Genomic DNA, 25,121 nt, shown 5'->3' with positions numbered 1-25,121 from the left:
AGATTGTGAGACGCGCGGATGATTCGCGACGACGCAGGGGTTACAGGGGAGTGGCTCTGAACCCGCAGCACGGCTCCGATCTACCCAGTCCGGTGATCCCGCCGAAGCCCAGTACGTCCGCGTTGCGCCGTGTGTTGCGCCGTGCCCGCGACGGTGTGGCCCTCAATGTCGACGAAGCAGCCGTTGCGATGACCGCCCGCGGCGACGATCTGGCAGATCTGTGCGCCAGTGCCGCGCGGGTACGAGATGCCGGCCTGGAGTCGGCGGGCCGCCGTGGCCCCGAGGGGCGACTACCGGTCAGCTACTCCCGCAAGGTCTTCATCCCGGTCACCCACCTGTGCCGTGATACCTGCCACTACTGCACCTTCGTCACCGTGCCCGGCCGGCTACGCGCCCAGGGCAAGGGGATGTTCATGGAGCCCGACGAGATTCTCGACGTGGCCCGGCGCGGTGCAGAGTTGGGTTGCAAGGAAGCGCTCTTCACCCTCGGTGATCGGCCGGAAACCCGCTGGGACGAGGCCAAGCAGTGGCTCGACGAACGCGGCTATGACTCCACCCTGGATTATGTCCGCGCGATGGCCATCCGGGTCCTGGAGGAGACCGGCCTGCTGCCGCACCTCAATCCGGGGGTGATGAGCTGGACCGAGCTGTCCCGGCTCAAGCCGGTGGCCCCGTCGATGGGCATGATGCTGGAGACCACGTCACGGCGCCTGTATGAGACCAAGGGGCTGGCGCATTACGGCAGCCCCGACAAGGACCCCGTCGTACGGTTGCGCACCCTCGACGATGCGGGCCGGTTGTCCATCCCGTTCACCACCGGTCTGCTGGTCGGTATCGGCGAGACCTTGGCCGAACGGGCCGAGACCATGCATGCGATCCGGCGCTCGCACAAGGAGTTCGGGCACGTTCAGGAAGTGATCGTGCAGAACTTCCGGGCCAAGGACCACACCGCGATGGCGTCCGTGCCCGATACCGGGATCGACGATTTCCTGGCCACCGTCGCCGTGACCCGGCTGGTGCTCGGCCCGAAGATGCGCATCCAGGCTCCGCCGAACCTGGTGTCCCGCGACGAATGCCTGGCGCTGATCGGTGCCGGGGTGGACGACTGGGGCGGGGTGTCGCCCTTGACTCCCGACCACGTCAACCCGGAACGGCCGTGGCCGGCCCTGGAGGACCTGGCCGAGGTCACCGCCGCTGCGGGTTACGAACTGGTGCAACGTCTTACCGCGCAGCCGTCCTACGTGCAGGCGGGTGCGGCGTGGATCGATCCGCGGGTCCGCGGGCATGTGGACGCACTGGCCGACCCCGAGACCGGGTGGGCGCGCGATGTCAACCCGGTGGGCCGGCCCTGGCAGGAACCCGATGAGGCGTCCGAGTCGTTGGGCCGCACCGATCTGCACACCGCCATCGACACCGAAGGTCGCCTGACGGAGACCCGCAGCGATCTGGGCAGCGCGTTCGGGGACTGGGAGTCCATCCGGGAGAAGGTGTCCGAGTTGGCGGCCCGCGCTCCCGAACGCATCGACACCGATGTGCTGGCCGCCCTGCGTGCGGCCGAACGCAATCCGGGTGGCTGCAGCGACGACGAATACCTGGCCCTGGCCACCGCGGACGGTCCTGCGCTGGATGCGGTGGCCGCCCTTGCGGATTCGCTGCGCCGCGATGCCGTCGGCGACGACGTCACCTTCGTCGTCAACCGCAATATCAACTTCACCAACATCTGCTACACCGGCTGCCGGTTCTGCGCGTTCGCGCAGCGCAAGGGCGACGCCGACGCCTATTCGCTGTCCAGTGCGGAGGTCGCCGACCGGGCCTGGGAGGCACACGTCGCCGGGGCCACCGAGGTGTGCATGCAGGGCGGTATCGATCCGGAGTTGCCGGTGACGGGATACGCGGATCTGGTGCGGGCGGTCAAAGCCCGGGTGCCGTCGATGCACGTGCACGCCTTCTCGCCGATGGAGATCGCCAACGGCGTCACCAGAAGTGGCCTGTCGGTGCGGGAGTGGCTGACGTCGCTGCGGGAGGCCGGGCTCGGGTCGATCCCGGGCACCGCCGCCGAGATCCTCGATGACGAGGTGCGCTGGGTGCTCACCAAGGGCAAGCTGCCCACGTCGGAGTGGATCGAGGTGGTGACCACCGCGCACGAGGTGGGCCTGCGTTCCAGCTCGACGATGATGTACGGGCACGTGGACACTCCCAAGCACTGGGTGGGGCACCTCAACGTGCTGCGCGGTATCCAGGACCGCACCGGCGGGTTCACCGAGTTCGTGCCGCTGCCGTTCGTGCATCAGTCCTCGCCGCTGTATCTGGCCGGCGGCGCGCGGCCGGGCCCGACACACCGGGACAACCGGGCGGTGCACGCGCTGGCGCGGATCATGTTGCACGGCAGGATCTCGCACATCCAGACGTCGTGGGTGAAGCTGGGCGTCGAACGCACCCAGGTGATGCTGCAGGGTGGCGCCAACGATCTGGGCGGGACGTTGATGGAGGAGACCATCTCCCGGATGGCCGGCTCGGAGAACGGCTCGGCCAAGTCCGTCGAGGAACTGGTGGCCATCGCCGAGGGGATCGGCCGGCCGGCCCGGCAGCGCACCACGACCTACGCACCGTTGGCGGCCTAGACCCTCTCGCGAGCGTGCGTGTCTGCACAGTGACACGCCGCAATTCGTGGCATTTTGCGCACGCTCGCGTGGGATCCTCCGGTCATGGACACGATCGCCGGACTTCCCGCCCACCCCCTGTTCGTGCACGCCGTCGTCGTACTGGTGCCGTTGGTGGCGCTGCTGGAGATCCTCTGTGCGCTGTGGCCGGCCGCACGGGAACGACTGGTGTGGCTGGTGCTGGCGCTGGCCGCGGTCACGGCCGCGTTGACGCCGCTGACCGTCGAAGCCGGGGAGGCGATGTACGACAGGTTCCCCCAACCCGCCGCCGTGCTGCAGGAGCATGCCGAACGCGGGGACTGGATGCCCTATGTGGCCGTGGCGTTGTTAGTGGTGGCGGCCTTGTTGGCGCTGCTGCACCGGTGGTCCGGGCACGGTCGCGGGGTAGCCGCGGTGGTGGCGGTGCTGGCCGTGGTGGTCGGGCTCGCGGCGATCGCGGTGGTGATCAAAGTCGGGGATTCGGGGGCCCGTGCGGTGTGGGGTGTGGGTTAGGGCAGCGCATCGAATCGTGTCAGACAGTTGATGTCCTGCCCGTCGCCCGCCGTCCCGGAGTCGACGAGGCGCCCGGGCAGGATCTCGCACGATGCCCAATCCGCGGATCCGATACTCGGGTCGGCACCGACCATCTGAGCACCCGACGTCGGAGTGATGTGAAACTGGGCAGATCCCCCGCAGAAACTTCCGGTGTGGAGCACGCCGGCGTCGTCTTGGTTGGGCGCGGTGATGTCGATGCACTCTGCTCCCGTCCAGTTGACGACGGTGGTGATGCCCGAGCCTGCCGTTGCCACGGGAGCGGGCGTCTGAGCCGGGGTGGCATAAATAGGCGGATAGGTCGGGTAAACCTGCGGGGGTAGGCCACCACTAGAGCCACTGCCCCCGGTTTCACATGCGACACCGTCGCCGTCCCGGTCCAGTTTTCGGCTGTATCCGGGTTGCCCCGCGTAGAGGGGCGCGGCACCGGCGGCCCTGGCTTCCGCGCAATTGCTGTATGCGTGTGCGGTAGGGCTCAAGACGACAGTCAAAGCCGGGATTGACAGCGTGATTGTTGCTATCGAAAACATCTGTCGCGTAGACACATTCACCTCGAATCGGGATCCGCGGCTGAATTTACGGCGACGACAAATACGATCCTCGCGTGTCGGTTCAGATGTGATGTGGATCACGACTTGGGCGAATGGCGAATAATCCGGACTATGGTCCGGTTGGTCGAAGTGAGGATGTCGGGACAGCCGACCCCACGACCAAGGAGAACTCATGACCACAGCTGTAGCCACCGACCTGACCGCCGGCACCTGGGCCCTCGATCCCGTGCACTCCTCGGTCAATTTCTCCGTGCGCCACCTCGTGGTGAGCAAGGTGCGCGGCACCTTCGACAACTTCACCGGCGCGATCGTCGTCGCCGAGGACGGCACCCCGTCGGTCACCGCGACCATCGACATCAACTCGGTCAACACCCGCAACGAGCAGCGCGACGCGCACCTGAAGGCCGCCGACTTCTTCGACGTCGAGCAGTTCCCGACGGCGACGTTCACCTCCACCGCGGTGCGGGCCGACGGTGACGACTACGTGCTCGACGGTGACTTCACCCTCAAGGGTGTCACCAAGCCGGTGTCGCTGAAGCTGGAGTTCAACGGCGTGAACCCGGGTATGGGCCACGGTGCCGTGGCCGGCTTCGAGGCGTCGGTGGTGTTGAACCGCAAAGACTTCGGGATCGCCTTCGATGCGCCGCTGGAGACCGGCGGGGCCGTCGTCGGTGACAAGGTCACCATCACCCTCGAGATCGAGGCGCTGAAGCAGGCCTGACGTGGCGCAGTAACTGCCACAGACCGTCCCCGCTCGAACCCGAGCGGGGACGGTCTGCGCTCGCTACAACCGCGCCGCCAACTCCGTGCCCTGCCGGATGGCCCGCTTGGCATCGAGTTCGGCGGCGACGGCCGCACCACCGATCACGTGCGGCTCGACGCCACGCGCACGCAACAGGTCCTCGAGGTCGCGCACCGATTCCTGACCGGCGCACACCACCACATTGTCGACGGCCAGGACCCGGGCATCGGAACGGTCCTTCCCGAAGCTGATGTGCAGCCCGTCGTCGTCGATACGTTCGTAGTTCACTCCGGAGAGTTGCTGTACGCCTTTGGCTTTGAGGGACGCCCGATGCACCCAGCCCGAGGTCTTACCCAGTCCTTTGCCCTGCGCACCCGTGGTGCGCTGCAGTAGATACACCTCACGAGCGGCGGGCAGGACAATCGGCGTGGTCAACGAGCCGCGGACCGACGGCGCATCCTGGGGGTCCAGCGCACCCCACTCGGCCTTCCACTCCTTGACGTTCAGGGTCGGCGATTCCTCGTTCACCAGAAACTCGCTCACGTCGAACCCGATCCCGCCGGCGCCGATCACGGCGACCCGTGTGCCGACGTGTTGTCCCAACAGGGCTTCGGCGTAGGTCAACACCATCGGGTGATCGATGCCCGGGATGTCCGGCAGCCGCGGAGTCACCCCGGTGGCCAACACGACGTCGTCGAAGGCCGTCAGATCGTCCACCGACGCGCGGACACCGAGCCGCACGTCCACCGCGTGCACCTCCAGCATCCGGGTGTAATACCGCAACGTCTCGTTGAACTCTTCTTTGCCGGGAATCCTTCTGGCCAAGTCGAATTGACCGCCGATGGAGGAACCGGCCTCGAACAGCGTCACCCGGTGTCCCCGCTGCGCGGCGCTGACCGCTGCCGACAATCCGGCCGGGCCGGCGCCGACCACCGCCACCGACAAAGCCCGCCGCGTGGGTCCCAACACCAGCGTCGTCTCGTGCCCGGCGCGTGGATTCAACAGGCAGGACACGGTTTTGTGCACGAACGCGTGGTCCAGGCAGGCCTGGTTGCAGGCGATACACGTGTTGATCTGATCGGCCGTGTCCTCGGCGGCCTTGCGCACCCAGTCCGGGTCGGACAGCAGGGGGCGGGCCATCGAGATCAACTGCACCTGGGTGTCGGCGAGGATCTGCTCGGCGGCCTGCGGCATGTTGATCCGGTTGGATGCGACCACCGGAATATGGACATGCTCGGCCAATGCGCTACTGGTGGCCACGAACGCGCCACTTGGCACAGAGGTGACGATGGTGGGTACCCGTGATTCGTGCCAGCCGATACCGGTGTTGAGCAGTGTCGCGCCCGCCGCCTCGATTTCGGTTGCCAGCGCGACGATTTCATCCCAGGTCTGACCATCTTCGACATAGTCGGCCAGCGAGATCCGGTAGACGACGATGAAGTCGGTGCCGACCGCCTCGCGGACCCTGCGCACGATCTCGACCGGGAAGCGCCGCCGCTTCTCGGCGGTGCCGCCCCAGGCGTCCTTGCGCTTGTTGGTTCGCGGGGCGAGGAACTGATTGAGCAGGTACCCCTCACTGCCCATGATCTCCACGCCGTCGTATCCGGCGTCGCGCGCCAGCAGCGCAGCACGGACGAAATCGGAGATCGTTCCGGTCACGTCACGCAGGGCGCGCGGGCGAAACGGATTGATGAGCGCCTTGATCGACGAGGCACTGACCGAAAGAGGGTGGTAGGCATAGCGTCCCGCATGAAGTAACTGCAGGGCGATCTTGGCGCCCTCGTCGTGCACGGCCCGGGTGATGATGCGGTGCCGGCGTGCGTCGGCGCCGGAGCGCATCTCGGCGGCGAACGGCAGCAACCAACCGGTGCGGTTGGGCGCGTAGCCGCCGGTGATGATGAGCCCGACGCCGCCGCGGGCCCGCTCGGCGAAGTACGCGGCCAGCTTCTCGGTGTCGCGGGCCCGGTCCTCCAGGCCGGTGTGCATCGAGCCCATCACCACCCGGTTGCGCAGCGTGGTGAAGCCGAGATCCAACGGTGACAACAGGTTTGGGTAGTTCACAAAGCGCCTCCCAGCACCTCAAGTACTTCGGTGAGCCATTCGATCGCGCCTTCTTCGGCGCGCATGCCGCCGCGCAACACCAGGTATTGGTGCAGGGCTGTCCCGGTCAGGGCGGCGGGGTCGGGGAACTGACGTTTCTGGTATCCGAGGTAGGTGTCCAGCAGTGCGGCGCGCTCGGTACGTAACTGGACGGCCTGATCCCGGATGGCCCCGACATCCCCGAACGCGGCGGCGCGGATCTTGATGGCCAGATCGCGGGTGCGGTGGTCGGCCACCGTGCCGCCACGCCCGGACAGTGGTGCGGCGATCCAGCGCCGGAGTTCGGCGTGGCCGTCGGCCGATACCGAATAGACCTTCTTGTCCGGCCGGCCGTGCTGCTCGACGATCTGCACGGACAACCAGCCGTCGCCTTCCATGACCCGCAGGGTCCGGTAGATCTGCTGATGGGTGGCAGCCCAGAAATGCCCGATTGAGCGATCGAAGCGGCGGGCCAGTTCGTAGCCGGATCCGGCCTGCTCGCACAGCGCCGCCAGGATCGCGTGTTGCAGGGCCACAGGAGGCAGCGTATGCGGTACCGGCGGTCCTATGCAACAAGTTGCAATGACGTGACACTTGGGCCGTGTGGTGTCTAGTCGTGGGTATCTGCAACGGCTAGTGTCAGTAACCACCGCGACCTTGCGGGAAGTTAGGACACACTTAGAGGCGCGTGCAGGTGTCGGCACCGCATACTTGCCGCAGACTCGTAGAGTCCCAACAGACAAACCCGACCAGCAGCCCACTGGACAGGAGAGACATCAGTGACGTACGTCATTGCCGAGCCCTGCGTTGACGTCAAAGACAAGGCATGCATCGAGGAGTGCCCTGTCGACTGCATCTACGAGGGTGCCCGCATGTTGTACATCCACCCCGACGAGTGCGTCGACTGCGGCGCCTGCGAGCCGGTGTGCCCGGTCGAGGCGATCTACTACGAAGACGACGTACCGGACCAGTGGGGCGGCTACACCCAGAGCAACGCGGATTTCTTCGCCGAACTGGGCTCGCCCGGTGGTGCGTCGAAGGTCGGCCAGACCGACAACGATCCGCAGGTCATCAAGGACCTCGAGCCCAAGGGCGAGTGAGCACGGCCCGTTCGCCCAAATCCGCGGCGCTGCCGGTGTTCCCCTGGGACACCCTGGCCGACGCTGCGGCGACCGCACGGGCGCACCCTGACGGGATCGTCGACCTCTCGGTCGGGACTCCCGTGGACGATGTCGCGCCGGTGATTCGCGATGCGCTGGCCGCGGCCAGCGCTTCGCCGGGCTACCCGGCCACCGCCGGCACCGCCACTTTGCGCGCCTCCGCCGTTGAGGCTTTGCTGCGCCGCTACGGCGTCACCGGCCTGGCCGAGTCCGCCGTGCTGCCCGTCATCGGCACCAAGGAACTGATCGCCTGGCTGCCGACCCTGCTGGGGCTCGGCGGCGCCGACACGGTGGTCATCCCCGAGCTGGCCTATCCCACGTACGACGTGGGTGCCCGGCTGGCGGGTGCCCAGGTGCTGGCCGCCGATTCGCTGACCCAGCTGGGCCCGCTGAATCCGGCCCTGGTTTACCTCAACTCGCCGAGCAACCCCACGGGGCGGGTGCTCGGGGTCGATCACCTGCGCAAGGTGGTGAGCTGGGCGCGCGAACGCGGCGCGATCGTCGCCTCCGACGAGTGTTACCTGGGCCTGGCCTGGGATGCCGAGCCACTGAGTGTGCTGCACCCGTCAGTGTGCGACGGCGACCACACGGGCCTGCTGGCGGTGCACTCGCTGTCCAAGACCTCCTCGCTGGCCGGATACCGCGCCGGCTTCGTCGCCGGCGATCCCGCCCTGGTGGCCGAACTCCTCGAGGTCCGCAAGCATGCCGGGATGATCGTCCCGACGCCGGTGCAGGCAGCGATGGTGGCCGCGCTGGACGACGACGCGCACGCGGCGGAACAACGCGAGCGTTACGCCCGGCGTCGCGAACTGCTGGCGGCGGCGGTCCGTAAGGCCGGCTTCACCATCGACCATTCCGAGGCGGGCCTGTACCTGTGGGCCACCCGCGGCGAACCGTGCCGTGACACGGTGGGCTGGCTGGCCCAGCGTGGCATCCTGGCCGCACCCGGGGAGTTCTACGGCCCCGCCGGTGCCCAGCATGTGCGGATCGCGCTGACCGCCACCGATGAACGTATAGCCGCTGCGGTGCAGCGATTGAGCTGAGCGCCCTCAGATCACGTCGAGGTGCTCAGGCACCACCGAGGCCAGTGCCTTGCGGCATGCCACGATGGCCGGCGTATTTCTGAGGGCGGTCCTGGTCGCGGTGAAGACCGAACGGCGTCGCGGATCCACGTCCACGACGCGTACGTTCGGTCGGCGCCGCACCCGCATGAGGTCCGGCAGGATCGCCACCGCGTTCCCGTTCTCGATGAGGGCGATCTGCGCTTCGAGGTCGTCGGTCTCGAATCGGATGTCGGGCTCGAAACCGGCTTGCCGACAGAGCTGTTCAGCCCAGTGCCGCGACGCGGTGCCCTCGGGCTCCATGGTCCACGGCAGGTCGGCGGTGTCCTTGACCGACGTGATGCGCCGCCACGGGTCGCCCGTCGGTGGGACCGCCAGGCGGAGCAGATCGGTGGTCAGCGGTTCGCGGTGCAGGTCGGGATAGACGCGCGCGGCATGTCCCGGGTACTCCTCGGCGATCACCAGGTCGAACTCACGCATCCACGTCTCGTAGAGGGCCTGCTCGGGTTCGCGCTGGGACATGGTGACGCGTAACCGCGGATGCCGGGTGGCCAACTCGGTCAGCATCTGAGGCATGAAGGCGGATGCCGCTGATTGGAAGACGGCCAGCCGGACGGTGCCGGACGCCTGGTCGCTCTGCACGGCGATCTCGGAAGCGGCCAGTTCGAGTCGCGCCAAGATGACGGCGGTGTGCTCGACGAGCACCTCGGCGGCGGGGGTGAGCCGCAGCCGCCGCCCGACCTTCTCCAGGAGCGGGACACCGACTTCGCGCTCCAGTTGATTCAGCGCCTGGGATACCGACGACGGGCTCTGGTGCAGGGCCTCGGCCACCTCGGACAGCGTGCCCCGCAGGCTCAGCTCGTACAGCAACCGCAGCCGACGGGTGTCGAGGAGATCGGGTCGTTGATACATCAGTTCTACTTAAAGTTTCGTATCAGAAAACATCGCTTTATTTTAAATGTCTGGTGCGCTCATGATGGGCGTATGGCACAGCTGAGCAGCGAAGAGAATCTGCTGACCGATGTCGTGGCCCAGGTCCGGAGCTGGCTTGACGACGCCGCAGGACAACCCGTCGCACCCGCCGCGCGTCGCCTGGCCGATGTGCTGCGCGATCCCGGCGGTCTGGACTTCACCGTCGGATTCGTCGACCGCGTCATCCGGCCCGAAGACGACCGGGTCGCGGCGGCGAACCTGCGGGACCTCGCCCGAAACGCGCCCGGCTTTCTGCCGTGGCACCTGCGGCTGCTGGTCAAACTCGGTGCGCTGGTCTCGGTGATCGCGCCCGGCGTCGTCATTCCGGTCGCGCAGAAGGCCTTGCGCAGGATGGTCGGCCACCTCCTCGTCGACGCGACCGACGCGCGGCTCGGCCGTGCCATCGCCCGTATCCGGGAGCGCGGCGTCGCGTTGAACATCAATCTGCTGGGCGAGGCCGTGTTGGGTCAGCGGGAGGCGGCGCGGCGGCTGGCGGGCACCGAGCAACTCCTCGCACGCCCGGATGTCGACTACGTATCGATCAAGGTGTCGGCGACCGTACCGCCGCATTCACCGTGGGCGTTCGACGAGGCGGTCGACCATATCGAGCAGAGTCTGCTCCCACTGTTCAGCTCTGCGGCCGCTTCGCCGGCCAAGAAGTTCATCAACCTGGACATGGAGGAGTACCGCGATCTGGACCTGACGATCGCGGTGTTCACCCGCCTTCTCGACCGCACCGAGATGCTCGGGCTGGAGGCCGGGATCGTGCTGCAGGCCTATCTGCCCGATGCCCTGAGTGCGATGATCCGCCTTCAGGATTGGGCCCGTGCGCGGAGGGAGCGCGGCGGCGCCGGGATCAAAGTCCGTCTGGTCAAGGGCGCCAACCTGCCGATGGAACAGGTCGAAGCGTCGCTGCACGACTGGCCGTTGGCGACCTGGTCGACCAAGCAGGACACCGACACCAACTACAAACGGGTGCTGGACTACGCACTGCACCCCGACCGTGCGGCCAATGTGCGACTCGGCGTCGCCGGTCACAATCTGTTCGACATCGCCTATGCGTGGACGCTGGCGGGGCGGCGCGGAGTCCGCGACCGGGTCGAGTTCGAAATGCTCCTCGGCATGGCCGAGGCGCAGGCCGAGGTGGTCCGGCGCACCGTCGGCAACCTGCTGCTCTACGTCCCGGTGGTGCATCCGAAGGACTTCGACGTCGCGATCGCCTACCTTGTGCGGCGTCTGGAAGAGGGTGCAAGTCAGCAGAACTTCATGTCCGCTGTCTTCGAATTGCACAGCGACAGTGCGTTGTTCGAGCGGGAGAGGGATCGCTTCCTGGCGTCGTTGGTGGGGCTCGACGACGCGGTGCCCCCGCCGAACCGTCGACAGGACCGCCGCGTCGACGACCCGTACGCCGCGGCGAATCCGGCCGGCTCGTTCGCCAACGTCGCCGACACCGACCCGTCGCTGCCCGGCAATCGCCTCTGGGGACGGGCGATCACGGATCGGATCGCGCAGTCGTCGGCAGGCAAGGCACTCGTCGCCGAACACACCGTCCGCAGCGCCGCGTCACTCGATGCCGTGATCGCCGGCGGTGTGGCCGCAGGCGCCGGCTGGTCGGCGCGCTCGGGTGCCGAGCGTGCCGCCATTCTGCGACGTGCGGCCGGGACCTTGGAATCGTCTCGGGCGGTCCTGCTGGAAGTGATGGCCGCCGAATGCGGAAAGACCCTCGACCAGGGCGACCCCGAGGTCTCCGAGGCGATTGACTTCGCGAACTACTACGCCACGCTGGCTGAGCAGCTGGACACCGTCGACGGCGCCGTCGCCGTGCCGGTCGGGCTGACCGTGGTCACGCCGCCGTGGAACTTCCCGGTCGCGATTCCCGCCGGCTCGGTCCTGGCGGCGCTGGCCGCGGGCAGCCCGGTGATCATCAAACCCGCCACCCAAGCCCGCCGGTGCGGATCCGTGATGGTGCAGGCGCTCTGGGATGCCGGCGTGCCGGCCGATGTCCTGCAACTGGTGCACGTCGACGAGCGTGACCTCGGAACACGGCTGGTCTCCGACGACCGTGTGGGTCGATTGATCCTCACCGGTGCCTTCGAGACGGCCGCCCTGTTCCGCAGCCTCCGGCCCGACCTGCCCCTGCTGGCCGAGACCAGCGGGAAGAACGCCATCGTGATCACCCCGCACGCCGATCTCGACCTGGCGGTCAAAGACCTGGTGTACTCGGCCTTCGGGCACGCCGGCCAGAAGTGTTCGGCGGCCTCGCTGGGCATCCTGGTCGGCTCGGTGGCCCGGTCGGCGCGGTTCCGTGATCAGCTCGTCGACGCCGTCTCCTCGCTGAAGGTGGGTTACCCGAGCGACCCGACCGTGCAGATGGGCCCGATCATCGAGCCCGCGGCGGGAAAGCTCCTGCGCGCGCTGACACAGTTGGCGCCGGGGGAGCAGTGGCTGGTGGCGCCTCGCCGACTCGACGACACCGGACGGCTGTGGTCTCCGGGGGTGAAGACCGGTGTTCGGCGCGGCTCGGAATTCCATCTCACCGAGTACTTCGGCCCGGTGCTCGGGCTCATCGCGGCCGACGACCTGGACGACGCGATCGCGATCCAGAACGAGGTCGACTACGGACTGACGGCAGGACTGCACAGTCTGGACCGTGCCGAGGTCGAACACTGGATCGACCTGGTGCAGGCCGGAAACGCCTACGTGAACCGGTCGACCGTCGGCGCGATCGTGCGCCGTCAACCCTTCGGGGGGTGGAAGAAATCCGCGGTCGGTGCCGGCGCCAAGGCCGGCGGCCCGAACTACCTGTTCGGGCTGTGCGACTGGCGGTCCGCGCCGGCGGCGCAGGCCGGCGAGATCAGTCCGGCGGTCCGTCGGATTTTGGATGCGGCACAGCATTTCGCGCTGGAACCCGAGGAGCTCGACTTCTTGCGCCGATCCTTCGCCTCGGATGCGCTGGCCTGGGCCCAGGAGTTCGGTGTCGCTCGCGACGTGTCGGGCCTGATGGCGGAGACGAACCTGTTCCGGTATCTGCCGCTGCCCGTGACGGTGCGTGCGGAGCACGAGGACACCGCTGCCCTGATGCGGGTGGTGGGCGCAGGAATTCTGGCCGGCAGTGCGGTGACGGTCTCGACACCGACACCGCTGGACCCCGCGATCGTCGAGGCCCTCGAGGGGGCGGGCGTCACCTGCCGCGTACACGATGCGGCGGCGTGGTCGAATGTGCTGCGCGACAACGCCCCTGCCCGCGTCCGCCTGCTCGGTGGACGTCGCGAGGAATTCGCCCGCGCCAGCGACGGCAGGGTCGATGTTGCGCTCTACGCCCAACCCGTGGTCGAAGCCGGACGGATCGAGCTGCTGACGTTCCTGCGCGAGCAGGCGGTCGCGGTCACCGCCCACCGGTTCGGCTCGCCGACCCCGCTGGCCCAGGGGCTGTTCCGGGACTAAGGCGCGGGGAACGCGGCCACCGGCATCAGCACGTTGCCCCGGCAGGCGTCACTGAGGATGTCGGTGTACCAATTGCCACGCAGTGAGCCGTCGGGTTGCGGGGTGTAGGTCACCCAGGAGGTGGCCGGGCTGTAGACGCGGGGATATGCGTCGCCGCGGAAACACTCCCACTGCCAGTCATAGCTGAACGTCCACTTCGTGCCGTCCCAGGTGTATCGCTGGGGTTGCGGGATGGTCGGATTCGACGGAGCCGGGCCGTCGATGACGGTCGCCACGCACACGCTGCCGCAGGCCGTCGAGAAGGTGTAGACCGCGCCGAAGTCCGGCTCGGCCTGCCGTGCCGCGATGCTGGTGCCGTTCTTCTGCGAGGCGTAGCTGACCACTTGATAGCGGCCGTTCAACGGCTGACCGGCGGCCGCCGCCGTCGGAATCGAACACAGACATGCCACCAGGGTGAGCGTCACCGCGATGCACACGCGACGGACAGTCATCTCCGCTTCCTGTTTCTCTCAAGCTCCGACGAGCTCACGGTAGGGGCGGGCACCGACAACTCAGCGATCCCACAGCGCGTCGGCGTCAATTAGTGATCGCATCGTGATGGGAGTATCCCGGTTCATCTTCAATATTGATGACTTTGATCGGAAACGTTCGTTGGACGAGATGAGATCGGGTTGCTCGAATGGGGCCATGACCATCACGCAGTCCCGGCAATCATCTAGCGCCTTGTCCGGTTGGCGGCTGACGTGGATCCTGATCGTTGCTGTTGCGGTGTTCTCGACCGTTGCCGCGACAACGGTCGGCGGTGCGAGCGGAGCGAACCTCGGCATCCGCATCACCGCCCGTGCCTCCGCGGTCCTGTTTCTGCTTGCCTTCACCGCGTCGTCGCTGTACCAACTGTGGCCGACCGACACCACCAGGTGGATTCGCCGCAACCGCCGTTATCTCGGCGTCGCATTCGCCGGATCCCATGTGGTGCATGCCTTTTTCATCATCGCCACGATCGTGTTGAACACGCCGCGGTTCGACGCGGGTGTTGAGCGCACCCCGCACGGTGTCTACGTCATCGACTTCATCGCGTATGCGTTCGTCATCGCCATGACGGTCACGTCCTTCGACCGGATCGCCAAGCGCATGCAGTACCCGGTGTGGCATCGGCTGCACCTGACCGGAAGCTACGTCATCTGGTTCGCCTTCTTCATCGCCTACTGGCGCCGCGGCGTGACCTACACCGAGTTCTACGGCCCCTTCCTGATCATCGTGCTGGCCGCTCTGGTCGTCCGCTTCATCGCAAAGGCCAAGCGATACAGCAATCGTGGCCGCGGGGGCACTTCGTAGCCCGTGCAGTCGTACGCTCTCAGGACGATGTCTGAGATCCGTTTTCTCCCGTTTGGCGGCCGTCGCGTGGCATACGAGCTGCGCGGGGACGGGCCGGCACTGGTCGCTCCCGCATGGTGGGTGAGTCATCTCGAACTGGACTGGCAGAACCCCGGCGTGCGGCGGTTCTGGGAGGGCGTCGCCCAGGGCCACACCCTGATCCGCTACGACCGGCTCGGCGTCGGCATGTCCGACCGCACTGTGCACGAAGCCGACCTGACGCTCGACGGTGAGGTCGCGGTCCTGCGTGCGCTGCTCGACGAACTCGGGCTCGACCGCGTGTCGCTGGTCGGCGGTTCGTCGGGCAGTTGCACGGCCGTGGCGTTCGCCGCGGCTTATCCGGAACGTGTGGAGCGCCTGGTGTTGTACGGCTCCTACCCCCAGGGGGATGCGCTGACCGCGCCCGGTGTGGCGGACGCGATCGTCACGGCGGTTCGTGCGCATTGGGGGCTTGGTTCGCGGGTGCTCAGTGACATCTTCCTCGGCGGTGCGGACGCGGCAGAACACGAACGCTTTGCCCGCGTGCAACGCGAGTCGGCGACCGCCGACACCGCCGCGGAATTGTTGGGTCTGGTCTATCGTCTCGACGTTCGCGACTGCCTCCCGCTCGTCCGGGTGCCGACCACTGTGGTGCATCGGCGCGATGATCGCGCCGTGCCCTATGCGCTCGGACGTGAGGTCGCGGCCGCGATATCCGGCGCGGCATTCGTTCCGCTGCAAGGTAGTTCGCACTTCCCTTGGCACGGTGACATCGACTCGGTGGTCCGGGCGTGCCGCCAAGCGCTGGCCCCGCACCAGCAACCGCGATCCGAGGTGGGCGCGCCGGTACTGCTCTCCGGCCGTGAGCGCGAAGTCCTGGACTGCGTGGCGCGCGGGCTGGGGGACCGCGAGATCGCCGAACAGCTCCAGCTCAGCCCGCACACCGTGCACCGGCACGTCGCCAACATCCGCCACAAGCTGGGTAGTCCATCCCGAACTGCCGCCGTCGCCGAGGCATCTCGGCTCGGACTGTTGTGACATAACCCAAACCGGCCATGCCGGAAGGATGGCCGGTTTGAGCGATGCGGGCAGTGCTCGTCCGTTCGTAGATTTCGCGGCATGACCGAACTCACGTGCGTCGAATCGCGCCCCGGCCTGCCACGCTGGTGGCTGCGCATCATGGCCGTGCTGTACGACCCGTTTCTGTGGACCGGCGAGATCGCCGGTATGCGGCGCCGTAGACGCAAGCTGCTGACGCAGGCATATGGGCGCGTGGTCGAAATCGGTGCGGGCACCGGCCTGAACATTGCGCACTACCCGGATGGGGTTGACGAGCTCGTCCTCGCCGAGCCGGAAGCTGGGATGCGGCGCAAACTCGCTCGGCGCCTTGATCGCAACGGCCGGCCCGCGGTCATCTCCGGAACGGGCGCCGAGCGCCTGCCGCTCGCCAACGAGTCCGTGGACACCGTGGTTTCCACGTTGGTGCTGTGCACCGTCGAGGACCCTGAACGCGTGCTTCGCGAGATCGCACGCGTGCTGCGCCCCAACGGGCAGCTGCTCTTCATCGAACACGTCCGAGCGGATTGGCGGCCGCTGGCGCTGTACCAGGACCTGCTCGCGCGGTTCTGGCGCGCCTTCGCCGGCGGGTGCATGTGTAACCGCCCGACCGTCGACCTGATGCGTGCCTGCGGTTTCGACGTCGATGCCACCGGAGCCATCTGGAGCGGGATGCCGACGATCGTCTACCCGCTGGTCGTGGGTCGGGCTACGCGATGAGCAGACATCGGAAGGCCGCGGCGCGAATGCGCGGTCCTAACGGCGACTACGCCAGCGCATCGAGTGCGGCGATGATCGCGGGCACATCGGCACTTTCCGCCTGACGAATGTGCCGGACCGCCGAGCGGACCGGTTCAGCCGGGGTGGCGATCAGCCGGCCCAGCAGTTTGGTCCGAGCGTCAAAAGTGTCCACCAACAGAGGGCGGATGCCGCGCGGCGTGTTCGACACCAAGGTGCCCGCTCGCCAGGCCTCGTCGCGGGCGGCGTCGACGCTGAACTGCAGCGTGAGCTCGACTTCTGGTCCGCCGATCGCGGTGAGTTCGGCCAGTCGGGGCGAGAACGTCTCAACCGCGTTGCGTGCCAACGGGATCAGTGCGGCGAGAATGTCGTTGATCCGGTTGAAATCATCATGGAAACCACCCAGCTTCGCCGGGGTGAAAGCGGTTCCGGTGACCACACCGAGATCGAGATTGATGTGGGCGTTGATGGCCAGCAACAGATCCTGCAGGATGATCGTCTCGTCGGACCGAGTCCGTTCGAACGCCAACTTCCATGCGCGGCTCGGCTGTTGGTTCGCGCGGAACTGCTCGTAGGCTGTGAGATAGGCGTTGGCGAACTGCGCGTCGAACCGCGCCATCCGCGGTCCGTCGTCGAAGGCGTCCTCGGTGATCCCCTGTTTCACCCGCAGTGTCACCTGGCGGTAGAGCGCAGCGAAGTATCCGAGCGGATCTCGCCGAGCCGTCGTGTCGGCGACGATCGCCGCCAGGCTGGTCAGTACTTCGTCGATGTCTGTTGCCGGCATCGGGGCCACCTCCTGCGATCGACTATCGCGCCTCGGCGGCCCCGTCATGCGCGTAGCCGGCTACCCGTTTTCCCCGTGCAACCGGAACAGCAGCCACGCCGCGAGGGTCTGCGCGTCGGTGACCACGCCGTCGCGGATCATCTGATCGATCTGCCCGGCGGTGAACCACTCGCTGTGCATGTCCTGCTCTTCATGCTCGCGCTCGTGATCGCCTTCGGTGATGCCGGTGGCCAGATACGCCCAGCCGCGCTGGCTGCTCATCCCGGGCGCGACGTCGAGTTGGCCCAGGACCTGCCACGATGCGGCACGCAGACCGGTCTCTTCCCGCAGTTCCTGCGCGGCCAGCTCGGCGGGCTCCGGCTCGTCGCCGCCGAGGCTGCCCGGTGCGGTGCCCTGGACAAATTCCCAGCGCCGCAACCCGATTGGGTATCGATACTGCTCCACCATGCGGAAACGGTCACCGTCTTGAGCGATCACCAGCGCATACGTCGGCTTGTCGATCACCCCGTAGATGCCGAGGGTGCCGTCGGGGCGGCGGATATCGTCCTCCCGGACCACCATCCAGTTGTTGCGGTACACCTCACGACTGGCCAGTCTTTCGATCGGGTCCACCGGCCCAGAGTAGCCTCACCAGCGTGTTGTTGACTTCCCTGGACCCCGCCGCAGTGGCCGCCGGACATGACCTCGCCGACGCGGTGCGCATCGACGGTGTGACGCTGAGCCGCAGCGACCTCGTGGGGGCGGCCACCTCGGTCGCCGAACGAGTGTCCGTCGCGCGGCGCGTCGCCATCCTGGCGACCCCGACCGTCCCCACCGTGCTGGCGGTCACCGGCTGCCTCATCGCCGGCGTGCCGTTCGTGCCCGTGCCCGCCGACGTCGGCGCCACCGAACGCGCCCATATCCTCGCCGACTCCGGCGCTCAGGCGTGGTTGGGGGAACAGCCCGCCGAAGCCGAAGGGCTGCCACATATTCCGGTCCGGCTTCACGCACGGTCCTGGCACCGCTACGCCGAACCGTCGCCGGATTCGCCCGCGATGATCATGTACACCTCGGGCACCACCGGCCTGCCCAAAGGTGTGCTGATCAGCCGGCGGGCCATCGCGGCCGATATCGACGCCCTCGCCGCGGCCTGGCAGTGGACCGCCGAAGACACCCTGGTGCACGGGCTGCCGCTGTTCCACGTGCACGGTCTGGTGCTGGGGCTGCTCGGCTCGCTGCGCATCGGCAACCGTTTTGTGCACACCGGAAAACCCACACCCCAGGCGTACGCAGAGGCCGGCGGCTCGATGTACTTCGGGGTGCCCACGGTGTGGTCGCGGGTGGTCGCAGACGAGGCGTCGGCGCGTGCGTTGGCGTCGGCCCGGCTGCTGGTGTCGGGTAGTGCGCCGCTGCCGGTGCCGGTGTTCGACGAACTGGTGCGACTCACCGGACACGCGCCGGTCGAGCGTTACGGCAGCACCGAATCGTTGATCACCATCAGCACCGTGGTCGACGGGGAACGCCGGCCCGGTTGGGTCGGGCTGCCGTTACCGGGCGTGCAGACGCGGTTGGTCGACGAGGACGGTGCGCCGGTGCCGCATGACGGCGAAACCATCGGGAACCTGCAGATCAAGAGCCCCACGGTGTTCAGCGGCTATCTCAACCGGCCAGACGCGACCGCGGAGGCGTTCGACGCCGATGGCTGGTACCGCACCGGGGATGTCGCGGTGATCGACGCCGGGGGCATGCACCGCATCGTCGGGCGGGAATCGGTCGACTTGATCAAGACGGGCGGTTTCCGGGTCGGTGCCGGCGAGATTGAGACGGTGCTGCTCGGGTACCCCGGTGTGGCCGAGGTGGCCGTGGTCGGGGTGCCCGATGACGACCTGGGGCAGCGCATCGTGGCCTTCGTGGTTGGGTCCGTCGAGCCGGACGAGGTGATCGACTTTGTGGCACAGCAACTCTCGGTGCACAAGCGCCCGCGTGAGGTCCGTGTGGTCGACGCGCTGCCCCGCAACGCGATGGGCAAGGTACTCAAGAAGGAGCTGATGACATGACCCTCAGGTTCTCCGAGATCTGCATCGATGCGCGCGACCCCGAAGCGCTGGGCGCGTGGTGGTCACGGGTGCTGGATTGGCCGCACCACACCGACGCCGACGGTGACGTGGTCCTGACCCCGCCACCCGGAGCCGGGCCGAACTGGCTGTTCCTGGCCGTGCCCGAAGACAAATCGGTGAAGAACCGGCTGCACCTGGACTTCACCCCGCAGGATCAGGACGCCGAAGTCGAACGACTTCTCGAACTCGGCGCGCGGCATATCGACATCGGACAGGGCGAGCAGAGCTGGGTGGTACTGGCCGACCCGGAAGGCAACGAGTTCTGCATCCTGGCCGCCGAATAGCCTCTGCACATCCGGCTCCCAGGCTGGGCTGCCACCATGGCCCGATGCGTGCACTGGCCTGGCTGGCGACCTGTGCCCTGGTGCTCGCCGGGTGCGCGTCGGCCCCACCGCCGAAGTCGCTCACTCCGCCGATGGGCTGGAATTCCTGGAATTCCGGGATCGAGCTAACCGAGCAGAGCGTGCACCAGATCGTCGACGCCATGGTGTCCTCGGGGATGCGCGACGCCGGATACCGCTACGTCAACCTCGACGCCGGCTGGGCCGCGCCGACCCGTGACAGCGACGGTCATCTGCAGGCCGACCCGGACCGGTTCCCGCACGGGATCGCCGCGCTGGCGCGCTACGCCCACGATCGCGGGATGCTGCTCGGTATCTATCACAGCCCGTTCAACCAGGGCTGCGGACAGGATCCGCGGATCGGCGGGGCGGGCCATGAGCACGCCGATGCCCAGACGTTCGCCGACTGGGGTGTCGACTATCTGAAATACGACTGGTGCCGGCTGGCCGCCGGGCATGACGATCAGGTCGCGTACTTCACGGCCATGCGCGACGCGCTCCATGCCACCGGGCGAAACATCGTCTACAGCATCAACCCGAACAGCTCGGGTGATCCGCGTGCGGGCATGGAGTACGACTGGTCGCATGTCTCCGATGTCACCCGGAACGCAGTCGATCTGGTTCCCGCATGGGGCGATGCCGCGCTGTGGTCATCGGGGTTGGCCGGTGTGGATCAGGCGTTCACCGAGGCCGGTGCGGCCGCCTCGCACAGCGGGCCGTCGCACATCAACGATCCCGACATGATGGTGATCGGTTTGGGCTGGAATGAGTTCGTGGTCGGACATCCGACCATGGCGCTCGGGCCGCAGCGTGCCGATCTGACCGATGACGAGCAGCAGGCCCACTTCTCGCTGTGGGCGCTGTTGGCGGCACCGTTGTTGGCGGGCAATGATATTCGTTCGATGTCGCCGCGGACGGCCGCCATCCTGACCAACCGCGAGGTGATCGCCGTCGACCAGGATCCGCTTGTCGTACAGGGACATCCGCTAGCGGGTGATCCGCGCGTGCTGGTCAAACCGCTCAGCGGTGGCGCTGTCGCGGTCGGGCTGTTCAACCAGTCCGCCGACACCGTCACCCTGCACGCTTCGCTGAGTGCGATCGGGCTGGCGGACGGCACGTGTCATACCGTGCGAGATCTGTCGCGGCACAACGACTCTACGACCGACGGCGATATCTCGGCGTCGGTGCCGAGTCATGGTGTGGCGCTGCTGCGGGTCAGCCCCGGGTGCTAGACGCCTAGCTGAATGACGGACCTATCGCGCCGAAGAGGAAGAACGCTGCGGAAAACGCAAGCCAGGCCACACTCGCGGCTGCGAAACCCACCGCCCATGACCGCGTGCGGGGACTGATAGACAGTAGGCCCGCGATCAGTGCTGGAACAATCCAGGTCGGCAACAGCAGATTGAAGAAGCCGGGGTGGATGACGCCGGAGATCGCGCCCAAGAACAGCCCCGCGAGTCGCGGAGCGACCTGGGTGTCATGTCCGGCCGCGCTCACGGGATCACGCTCTGCCACAAAGCGAGCCACGCCAGGACGGGTAAGCCGAGGAGTGCGCCGATCGTGATTGCTGCGCCTATACGACGAGTGGTGGGATTCTGCGCCGCACGGAAAAACACCAGTCCCGCAAGGGAAACGGCGATCGACACCGCAACTGTCACCAAGGCTGCGTGTGGTGGTGGATTTGATCGCAGCAACGATGTGAAGACGGGCAGCGCCATCCAGAAGACACCGCCCCACGCTGCGCCCGCATAGATGCTGACGTTCCAGTCAGTACGTGTCATCCTCGCAAGCTCGCGCTGGGTCTCAAGCTAGTTGGCGTGCAACGCCTCGTTCAACGTGATGCCCGTGCCGTCGCGCTTGACGACCTCGACCGCACCCGAGAGTGAGTTGCGGCGGAACAGCAGGTTGCTGCCGCCGGAGAGGTCTTTGGCCTTGACCGTCTGGCCGTCCGCCGTGGTGACCTTGGTTCCCGCGGTGATGTACAGCCCGGCCTCGATGACGCTGTCGTCGCCCAGCGAGATCCCCAACCCGGCATTCGCGCCCAGCAGGCAGCGCTTGCCCACCGAGATGACTTCCTTGCCGCCGCCGGACAGCGTGCCCATGATCGACGCGCCACCACCGACGTCGGACCCGTCGCCGACGACGACGCCGGCGGAGATGCGGCCCTCGACCATCGAGGTGCCCAAGGTGCCCGCATTGAAGTTCACGAAGCCCTCATGCATGACCGTGGTGCCCTCGGCCAGGTGCGCGCCGAGCCGGACCCGGTCGGCGTCGGCGATGCGGACCCCCTTGGGCAGCACGTAGTCGACCATCCGCGGGAACTTGTCGACGCCGTACACCGTCACGGCGCCGCGGCGGCGCAGCTTGGCGCGAACCAGTTCGAAGCCGTCGACCGAGGCCGGGCCGAAGTTCGTCCATACCACGTTGGTGAGCAGCCCGAAGATGCCGTCGAGGTTGGCCTCATGCGGCTTGGTCAGCCGATGGGAGAGCAGGTGCAGCCGCAGGTACGCGTCGTACGTGTCGATGGGTGCGTCGTCCAGTGAGGCGATGGTGGTGCGTACCGCCACCACCTCGACATCACGATCGGTGTCCGGTCCGGTGAGATCGGCCAGGTTGTCGGTGAGCTCGGCGACCGACAGTCTCGTCGTCCCGGATGCCCCGTCACCGGTCAGTTCGGGAGCGGGAAACCAGGTGTCCAGAACGGTTCCGTCGGCGGCGATGGTGGCCAGGCCGAAGCCAGATGCAGCAGTCACGTTGGCCTAGGTTACTGGACTAGCCTCGAGCCTTGTGAGCCTAGATCTTCGTGCTGATCCGATCGCGCTGACCGCCGCACTGGTGGACATTCCCAGCGAGTCGCGCCATGAGCAGCGCATCGCCGACGAGATCGAGGCCGCCTTGCGCGCTCAGGCGCCGTGGTTCGAGGTCATTCGCAATGGTGACGCGGTGCTGGCGCGGACCCATCTGGGGCGGCCGTCGCGGGTCATGCTGGCCGGGCACATCGATACCGTGCCTGCCGCCGACAACCTGCCCAGCCGCGTCGTCGACGGCCTGATGTACGGCTGCGGGACCTCGGACATGAAGTCCGGCGATGCGGTGTTTCTCCATCTGGCCGCCACCCTCACCGAGCCCAGCCACGACATCACCCTGGTCATGTACGACTGCGAGGAGATCGAGTCCAGCGCGAACGGACTGGGCCGTATCGAACGTGAACTGCCGGACTGGTTGGCCGCGGACGTCGCGATCTTGGGTGAACCGTCGGGCGGATTCATCGAAGCCGGTTGCCAGGGCACCATCCGTGTCGTGGTCGGCGCGACGGGCACACGCGCGCACAGTGCCCGTTCCTGGTTGGGAGACAACGCTATTCACAAGCTCGGCGCGGTGCTGGATCGGCTGCGGGCGTATCAGGCCCGCAGTGTCGACATCGACGGTTGCGTATACCGTGAGGGGCTGTCGGCGGTGCGCATCGGTGGCGGGATCGCGGGCAACGTCATACCCGATGCGGCGTCGGTGACGGTGAACTTCCGGTTTGCGCCGGATCGCAGCGTCGAGCAGGCGGTGACACACGTCCGTGAGGTTTTCGATGGGCTGGACGTGGCGCTGGAGGTTACCGATGCGGCGGCCGGCGCGTTGCCCGGCCTGGCCAATCCGGCGGCGGCGTCGCTGGTGGCGGCCGCCGGCGGTCAGGTCCGGGCCAAGTACGGCTGGACGGACGTGTCGCGGTTCGCCGCACTGGGGATAGCGGCCGTCAACTACGGTCCGGGTGACCCGAACCTGGCGCACAAGGTCGACGAGCATGTCGACATCGCGGCCATCACCGCGACCACCGAGACATTGCGGGCATATTTAACCGCTTGACCTTTTCGGTACAGTGATTTTCGTGCTGTGAATCGATGACACCCAGGTAGTCCCTTGCCGTCATCTTTGGAGTTCGCGCATGTCAATTGTCTGTTCTCATCTTTCGTTCGGCTGGCCCGATGGCACTCCGGTGTTCACCGATCTGTCCTTCTCGGTTGGGGAAGGCCGTACTGGGCTGGTTGCGCCCAACGGGGCCGGTAAGAGCACGCTGCTGCGTCTGATCGCGGGAGTGTTGCGACCCACGTCGGGCTCGGTTGCCGTCGATGGTGTGGTGGGCTATCTGCCCCAGGAGTTGCCGTTCCTGGCTGATCATTCGGTGGCCGATGTCCTGGGCGTCACCACGATTTTGGCGGCACTCGATGCCTTGGCTGCCGGCGATGCCAGCGAGGCGGTATTCGCCGCGATCGGCGACGACTGGGATATCGAGGAACGGTTGCGGGCGCAGGTGGGGGATCTCGAATTGGACCGTCCGCTGAGCACGCTGTCGGGTGGGCAGGTGGTATCGCTCGGGCTGGCTGCTCAGCTATTGAAGCGCCCGGACGTGCTGCTGCTCGACGAGCCGACCAACAATCTGGATTCCTCAGCACGGCAACGGCTTTACGCTTCGTTGGACGGGTTCGGTGGCGTGCTGGTCGTCGTCAGTCATGATCGTGAGCTGTTGGACCGGATGGACGCGATCGCCGAGTTGCGCGCCGGTGAGGTGTCGATGTTCGGCGGCGGATTCACTGCCTACGAGACGGCTGTCGCTGACGCGCAGCGGGTGGCTGAGGGTAACCTGCGCAACGCCGAGCAGCTGCTCAAGCGGGAGAAACGCCAGATGCAGGAGGCGCGCGAGCGCGCGGACCGGCGAGCGTCGAACGCCGCGCGCAACGCCAAGGATGCGGGGCTGCCGAAAATCCTGGCCGGAAAGCGCAAACGCAATGCCGAAGAGTCGGCAGGGCGTTCGGACGATGTGCATAGTCGACGGGTGGACGGTGCGCGGTCACGGCTGGATGAAGCTGAGCGGGCGGTGCGTGATGACGATGTGCTGGCGCTGGATCTGCCCGCGACGGAGGTACCTGCCGGTCGGGTGCTGTTCTCGGAGTGCGGGTTACGATCTGCAGTCTTTGACGGGGTGTCGTTGGATATCCGTGGTCCCGAGCGGATTGCGCTGACGGGCCCGAACGGATCCGGGAAATCGACGCTGTTGAGATTGGTGGTGGCGGGCGCTCAGGTGCCGGTCGCCTATTTGTCGCAGCGCCTGGATCTGCTGGATCCGTCGTCGACGGTCTTGGAGTCGTTGACGGCTTTTGCACCGGCGATGTCGGTGACGCGGCGGCGTCATCTCTTGGCGCAGTTCCTGTTCCGCGGTGACATGGTGGATCTGCCGGTTAGCGCACTGTCCGGAGGTGAACGATTGCGGGCAACACTGGCGTGCGTGCTGTTCGCCGAACCTGCGCCGCAGCTGCTGCTGCTCGATGAACCGACCAACAACCTCGACCTGGTCAGCGTCGGGCAATTGGAGTCCGCGTTGAACGCCTACCGCGGTGCGTTCGTCGTGGTCAGCCACGACGGGCGGTTCCTGGACAGTATCGCGGTGCAGCGGAGGTTGGTGTTGGAAGCTGGGACCCTTACGCCCTCGCGGTGACGTCGGCCTGGGCTTCGGTGGGCAGGTCGTACTGGTGTAGCCAGTAGGGCCAGTCGGCAATGGCTGCTTGT

The 25,121-nt window shown here is 67.1% G+C and carries 24 protein-coding genes; 14 read left to right on the top strand and 10 right to left on the bottom strand.

Features of this window, described 5'->3' with window-relative positions:
- Positions 1-50 precede the first annotated feature (50 nt).
- Together H7J86_RS27390 and H7J86_RS27385 are read left to right on the top strand one after the other, a co-directional pair.
- On the top strand, positions 51-2,621 hold the full coding sequence (locus tag H7J86_RS27390; RefSeq protein WP_090363515.1) for a bifunctional FO biosynthesis protein CofGH: 2,571 nt from the start codon (positions 51-53) through the stop codon (positions 2,619-2,621).
- Positions 2,622-2,705: 84 nt separating this feature from the next.
- Entirely contained in the window at positions 2,706-3,152 is a 447-nt protein-coding gene (locus tag H7J86_RS27385) for a DUF2231 domain-containing protein (protein WP_267294828.1), read from the top strand.
- On the opposite strand, the gene H7J86_RS33755 is transcribed toward H7J86_RS27385, so the two are convergent.
- On the bottom strand, positions 3,149-3,721 hold the full coding sequence (locus tag H7J86_RS33755) for an excalibur calcium-binding domain-containing protein (protein WP_276065819.1): 573 nt from the start codon (positions 3,719-3,721) through the stop codon (positions 3,149-3,151). The two genes, H7J86_RS27385 and H7J86_RS33755, sit on opposite strands and share 4 nt — an antisense overlap.
- Before the next feature lie 193 nt (positions 3,722-3,914).
- On the opposite strand from H7J86_RS33755, the gene H7J86_RS27370 reads away from it, so the two are divergent.
- Complete coding sequence (locus H7J86_RS27370; RefSeq protein WP_090363520.1) at positions 3,915-4,463, top strand: YceI family protein; 549 nt, start codon at positions 3,915-3,917, stop codon at positions 4,461-4,463.
- A gap of 63 nt (positions 4,464-4,526) precedes the next feature.
- Here H7J86_RS27370 and H7J86_RS27365 read toward each other — a convergent pair whose 3' ends face one another.
- Positions 4,527-6,545 carry an FAD-dependent oxidoreductase gene (locus H7J86_RS27365; protein WP_267294826.1) on the bottom strand — a complete coding sequence of 673 codons (2,019 nt, stop codon included), beginning with the start codon at positions 6,543-6,545 and terminating at the stop codon, positions 4,527-4,529.
- Complete coding sequence (locus H7J86_RS27360; protein WP_267294824.1) at positions 6,542-7,099, bottom strand: PadR family transcriptional regulator; 558 nt, start codon at positions 7,097-7,099, stop codon at positions 6,542-6,544. The genes H7J86_RS27365 and H7J86_RS27360 overlap by 4 nt, the downstream gene beginning before the upstream one ends.
- Before the next feature lie 243 nt (positions 7,100-7,342).
- Here H7J86_RS27360 and fdxA point away from each other — a divergent pair, with 243 nt between their 5' ends.
- Positions 7,343-7,663, top strand: a complete 321-nt coding sequence (fdxA, locus tag H7J86_RS27355) for a ferredoxin (protein ID WP_090363523.1) — start codon at positions 7,343-7,345, stop codon at positions 7,661-7,663.
- Positions 7,660-8,766, top strand: a complete 1,107-nt coding sequence (dapC, locus tag H7J86_RS27350) for a succinyldiaminopimelate transaminase (protein WP_090363524.1) — start codon at positions 7,660-7,662, stop codon at positions 8,764-8,766. The genes fdxA and dapC overlap by 4 nt, the downstream gene beginning before the upstream one ends.
- A 6-nt stretch (positions 8,767-8,772) precedes the next feature.
- Here dapC and H7J86_RS27345 read toward each other — a convergent pair whose 3' ends face one another.
- On the bottom strand, positions 8,773-9,696 hold the full coding sequence (locus tag H7J86_RS27345; protein WP_267294823.1) for a LysR family transcriptional regulator: 924 nt from the start codon (positions 9,694-9,696) through the stop codon (positions 8,773-8,775).
- Between the two features lie 72 nt (positions 9,697-9,768).
- Between H7J86_RS27345 and H7J86_RS27340 the strand changes: the two genes are divergently transcribed.
- On the top strand, positions 9,769-13,200 hold the full coding sequence (locus tag H7J86_RS27340) for a bifunctional proline dehydrogenase/L-glutamate gamma-semialdehyde dehydrogenase (protein WP_267294821.1): 3,432 nt from the start codon (positions 9,769-9,771) through the stop codon (positions 13,198-13,200).
- Here H7J86_RS27340 and H7J86_RS27335 read toward each other — a convergent pair.
- Complete coding sequence (locus H7J86_RS27335) at positions 13,197-13,691, bottom strand: Rv2253 family sensor-like surface protein (protein WP_267294819.1); 495 nt, start codon at positions 13,689-13,691, stop codon at positions 13,197-13,199. The genes H7J86_RS27340 and H7J86_RS27335 overlap by 4 nt on opposite strands.
- A 196-nt stretch (positions 13,692-13,887) precedes the next feature.
- Between H7J86_RS27335 and H7J86_RS27330 the strand changes: the two genes are divergently transcribed.
- The 3 genes from H7J86_RS27330 (at position 13,888) to H7J86_RS27320 (ending at position 16,329) form a co-directional block, all read left to right on the top strand.
- Entirely contained in the window at positions 13,888-14,535 is a 648-nt protein-coding gene (locus tag H7J86_RS27330) for a hypothetical protein (protein WP_139170227.1), read from the top strand.
- Positions 14,536-14,562: 27 nt separating this feature from the next.
- Entirely contained in the window at positions 14,563-15,591 is a 1,029-nt protein-coding gene (locus H7J86_RS27325; RefSeq protein ID WP_267294817.1) for an alpha/beta fold hydrolase, read from the top strand.
- A gap of 81 nt (positions 15,592-15,672) precedes the next feature.
- Positions 15,673-16,329 carry a class I SAM-dependent methyltransferase gene (locus H7J86_RS27320; protein WP_267294815.1) on the top strand — a complete coding sequence of 219 codons (657 nt, stop codon included), beginning with the start codon at positions 15,673-15,675 and terminating at the stop codon, positions 16,327-16,329.
- A 46-nt stretch (positions 16,330-16,375) separates the two neighbouring features.
- On the opposite strand, the gene H7J86_RS27315 is transcribed toward H7J86_RS27320, so the two are convergent.
- Together H7J86_RS27315 and H7J86_RS27310 are read right to left on the bottom strand one after the other, a co-directional pair.
- Positions 16,376-17,131, bottom strand: coding sequence for a DUF5995 family protein (locus tag H7J86_RS27315; RefSeq protein WP_090363535.1), 756 nt, complete (start codon positions 17,129-17,131; stop codon positions 16,376-16,378).
- A gap of 60 nt (positions 17,132-17,191) precedes the next feature.
- Positions 17,192-17,743 carry an NUDIX domain-containing protein gene (locus H7J86_RS27310; protein ID WP_267294813.1) on the bottom strand — a complete coding sequence of 184 codons (552 nt, stop codon included), beginning with the start codon at positions 17,741-17,743 and terminating at the stop codon, positions 17,192-17,194.
- Positions 17,744-17,766: 23 nt separating this feature from the next.
- On the opposite strand from H7J86_RS27310, the gene H7J86_RS27305 reads away from it, so the two are divergent.
- From H7J86_RS27305 to H7J86_RS27295, 3 genes are read left to right on the top strand one after another with little or no spacing between them, the layout of a single operon-like run.
- On the top strand, positions 17,767-19,167 hold the full coding sequence (locus tag H7J86_RS27305) for an acyl-CoA synthetase (protein ID WP_267294811.1): 1,401 nt from the start codon (positions 17,767-17,769) through the stop codon (positions 19,165-19,167).
- Positions 19,164-19,511: a VOC family protein gene (locus H7J86_RS27300; protein WP_267294809.1), complete on the top strand. Its 348-nt coding sequence runs from the start codon at positions 19,164-19,166 to the stop codon at positions 19,509-19,511. Before H7J86_RS27305 ends, H7J86_RS27300 begins: the two co-directional genes overlap by 4 nt.
- Before the next feature lie 44 nt (positions 19,512-19,555).
- Complete coding sequence (locus tag H7J86_RS27295) at positions 19,556-20,800, top strand: glycoside hydrolase family 27 protein (RefSeq protein WP_267294807.1); 1,245 nt, start codon at positions 19,556-19,558, stop codon at positions 20,798-20,800.
- Positions 20,801-20,804: 4 nt separating this feature from the next.
- Here the strand turns inward: H7J86_RS27295 and H7J86_RS27290 are convergent, their stop codons facing one another.
- Genes H7J86_RS27290 through dapD form a run of 3 tightly spaced genes read right to left on the bottom strand, consistent with a single transcriptional unit; the run spans position 20,805 to position 22,321 of the window.
- Positions 20,805-21,065, bottom strand: a complete 261-nt coding sequence (locus tag H7J86_RS27290; RefSeq protein ID WP_267294805.1) for a hypothetical protein — start codon at positions 21,063-21,065, stop codon at positions 20,805-20,807.
- Positions 21,062-21,349, bottom strand: a complete 288-nt coding sequence (locus H7J86_RS27285; RefSeq protein ID WP_267294803.1) for a hypothetical protein — start codon at positions 21,347-21,349, stop codon at positions 21,062-21,064. The genes H7J86_RS27290 and H7J86_RS27285 overlap by 4 nt, the downstream gene beginning before the upstream one ends.
- 27 nt (positions 21,350-21,376) lie before the next feature.
- A complete protein-coding gene (gene dapD, locus H7J86_RS27280; RefSeq protein WP_187096608.1) occupies positions 21,377-22,321 on the bottom strand; it encodes a 2,3,4,5-tetrahydropyridine-2,6-dicarboxylate N-succinyltransferase in 945 nt (314 codons plus the stop codon).
- Positions 22,322-22,355: 34 nt separating this feature from the next.
- Between dapD and dapE the strand changes: the two genes are divergently transcribed.
- A complete protein-coding gene (gene dapE / locus H7J86_RS27275; protein ID WP_267294801.1) occupies positions 22,356-23,423 on the top strand; it encodes a succinyl-diaminopimelate desuccinylase in 1,068 nt (355 codons plus the stop codon).
- A 79-nt stretch (positions 23,424-23,502) separates the two neighbouring features.
- The gene (locus H7J86_RS27270; protein ID WP_267294799.1) at positions 23,503-25,050 is read left to right on the top strand and encodes an ABC-F family ATP-binding cassette domain-containing protein; all 1,548 of its coding nucleotides are present in this window, start codon (positions 23,503-23,505) and stop codon (positions 25,048-25,050) included.
- Positions 25,051-25,121 lie beyond the last annotated feature (71 nt).

It is taken from the genome of Mycobacterium hackensackense (genome assembly GCF_025822555.1).
Lineage (GTDB): Bacteria > Actinomycetota > Actinomycetes > Mycobacteriales > Mycobacteriaceae > Mycobacterium > Mycobacterium fluoranthenivorans.
Note: the sequence above shows the minus strand (reverse complement) of the source record. Positions and strands in the feature narration are given on the sequence as shown.

What these genes read in the sequence shown, in the direction of transcription:
- H7J86_RS27385 (WP_267294828.1), top strand. Translation starts at nt 2,706, where the DNA reads ATGGACACGATCGCCGGACTTCCCGCCCACCCCCTGTTCGTGCACGCC.
- H7J86_RS33755 (WP_276065819.1), bottom strand. Translation starts at nt 3,721, where the DNA reads ATGTTTTCGATAGCAACAATCACGCTGTCAATCCCGGCTTTGACTGTC.
- H7J86_RS27370 (WP_090363520.1), top strand. Translation starts at nt 3,915, where the DNA reads ATGACCACAGCTGTAGCCACCGACCTGACCGCCGGCACCTGGGCCCTC.
- H7J86_RS27345 (WP_267294823.1), bottom strand. Translation starts at nt 9,696, where the DNA reads ATGTATCAACGACCCGATCTCCTCGACACCCGTCGGCTGCGGTTGCTG.
- H7J86_RS27340 (WP_267294821.1), top strand. Translation starts at nt 9,769, where the DNA reads ATGGCACAGCTGAGCAGCGAAGAGAATCTGCTGACCGATGTCGTGGCC.
- H7J86_RS27335 (WP_267294819.1), bottom strand. Translation starts at nt 13,691, where the DNA reads ATGACTGTCCGTCGCGTGTGCATCGCGGTGACGCTCACCCTGGTGGCA.
- H7J86_RS27330 (WP_139170227.1), top strand. Translation starts at nt 13,888, where the DNA reads ATGACCATCACGCAGTCCCGGCAATCATCTAGCGCCTTGTCCGGTTGG.
- H7J86_RS27325 (WP_267294817.1), top strand. Translation starts at nt 14,563, where the DNA reads ATGTCTGAGATCCGTTTTCTCCCGTTTGGCGGCCGTCGCGTGGCATAC.
- H7J86_RS27320 (WP_267294815.1), top strand. Translation starts at nt 15,673, where the DNA reads ATGACCGAACTCACGTGCGTCGAATCGCGCCCCGGCCTGCCACGCTGG.
- H7J86_RS27315 (WP_090363535.1), bottom strand. Translation starts at nt 17,131, where the DNA reads ATGCCGGCAACAGACATCGACGAAGTACTGACCAGCCTGGCGGCGATC.
- H7J86_RS27300 (WP_267294809.1), top strand. Translation starts at nt 19,164, where the DNA reads ATGACCCTCAGGTTCTCCGAGATCTGCATCGATGCGCGCGACCCCGAA.
- H7J86_RS27295 (WP_267294807.1), top strand. Translation starts at nt 19,556, where the DNA reads ATGCGTGCACTGGCCTGGCTGGCGACCTGTGCCCTGGTGCTCGCCGGG.
- H7J86_RS27285 (WP_267294803.1), bottom strand. Translation starts at nt 21,349, where the DNA reads ATGACACGTACTGACTGGAACGTCAGCATCTATGCGGGCGCAGCGTGG.
- H7J86_RS27270 (WP_267294799.1), top strand. Translation starts at nt 23,503, where the DNA reads ATGTCAATTGTCTGTTCTCATCTTTCGTTCGGCTGGCCCGATGGCACT.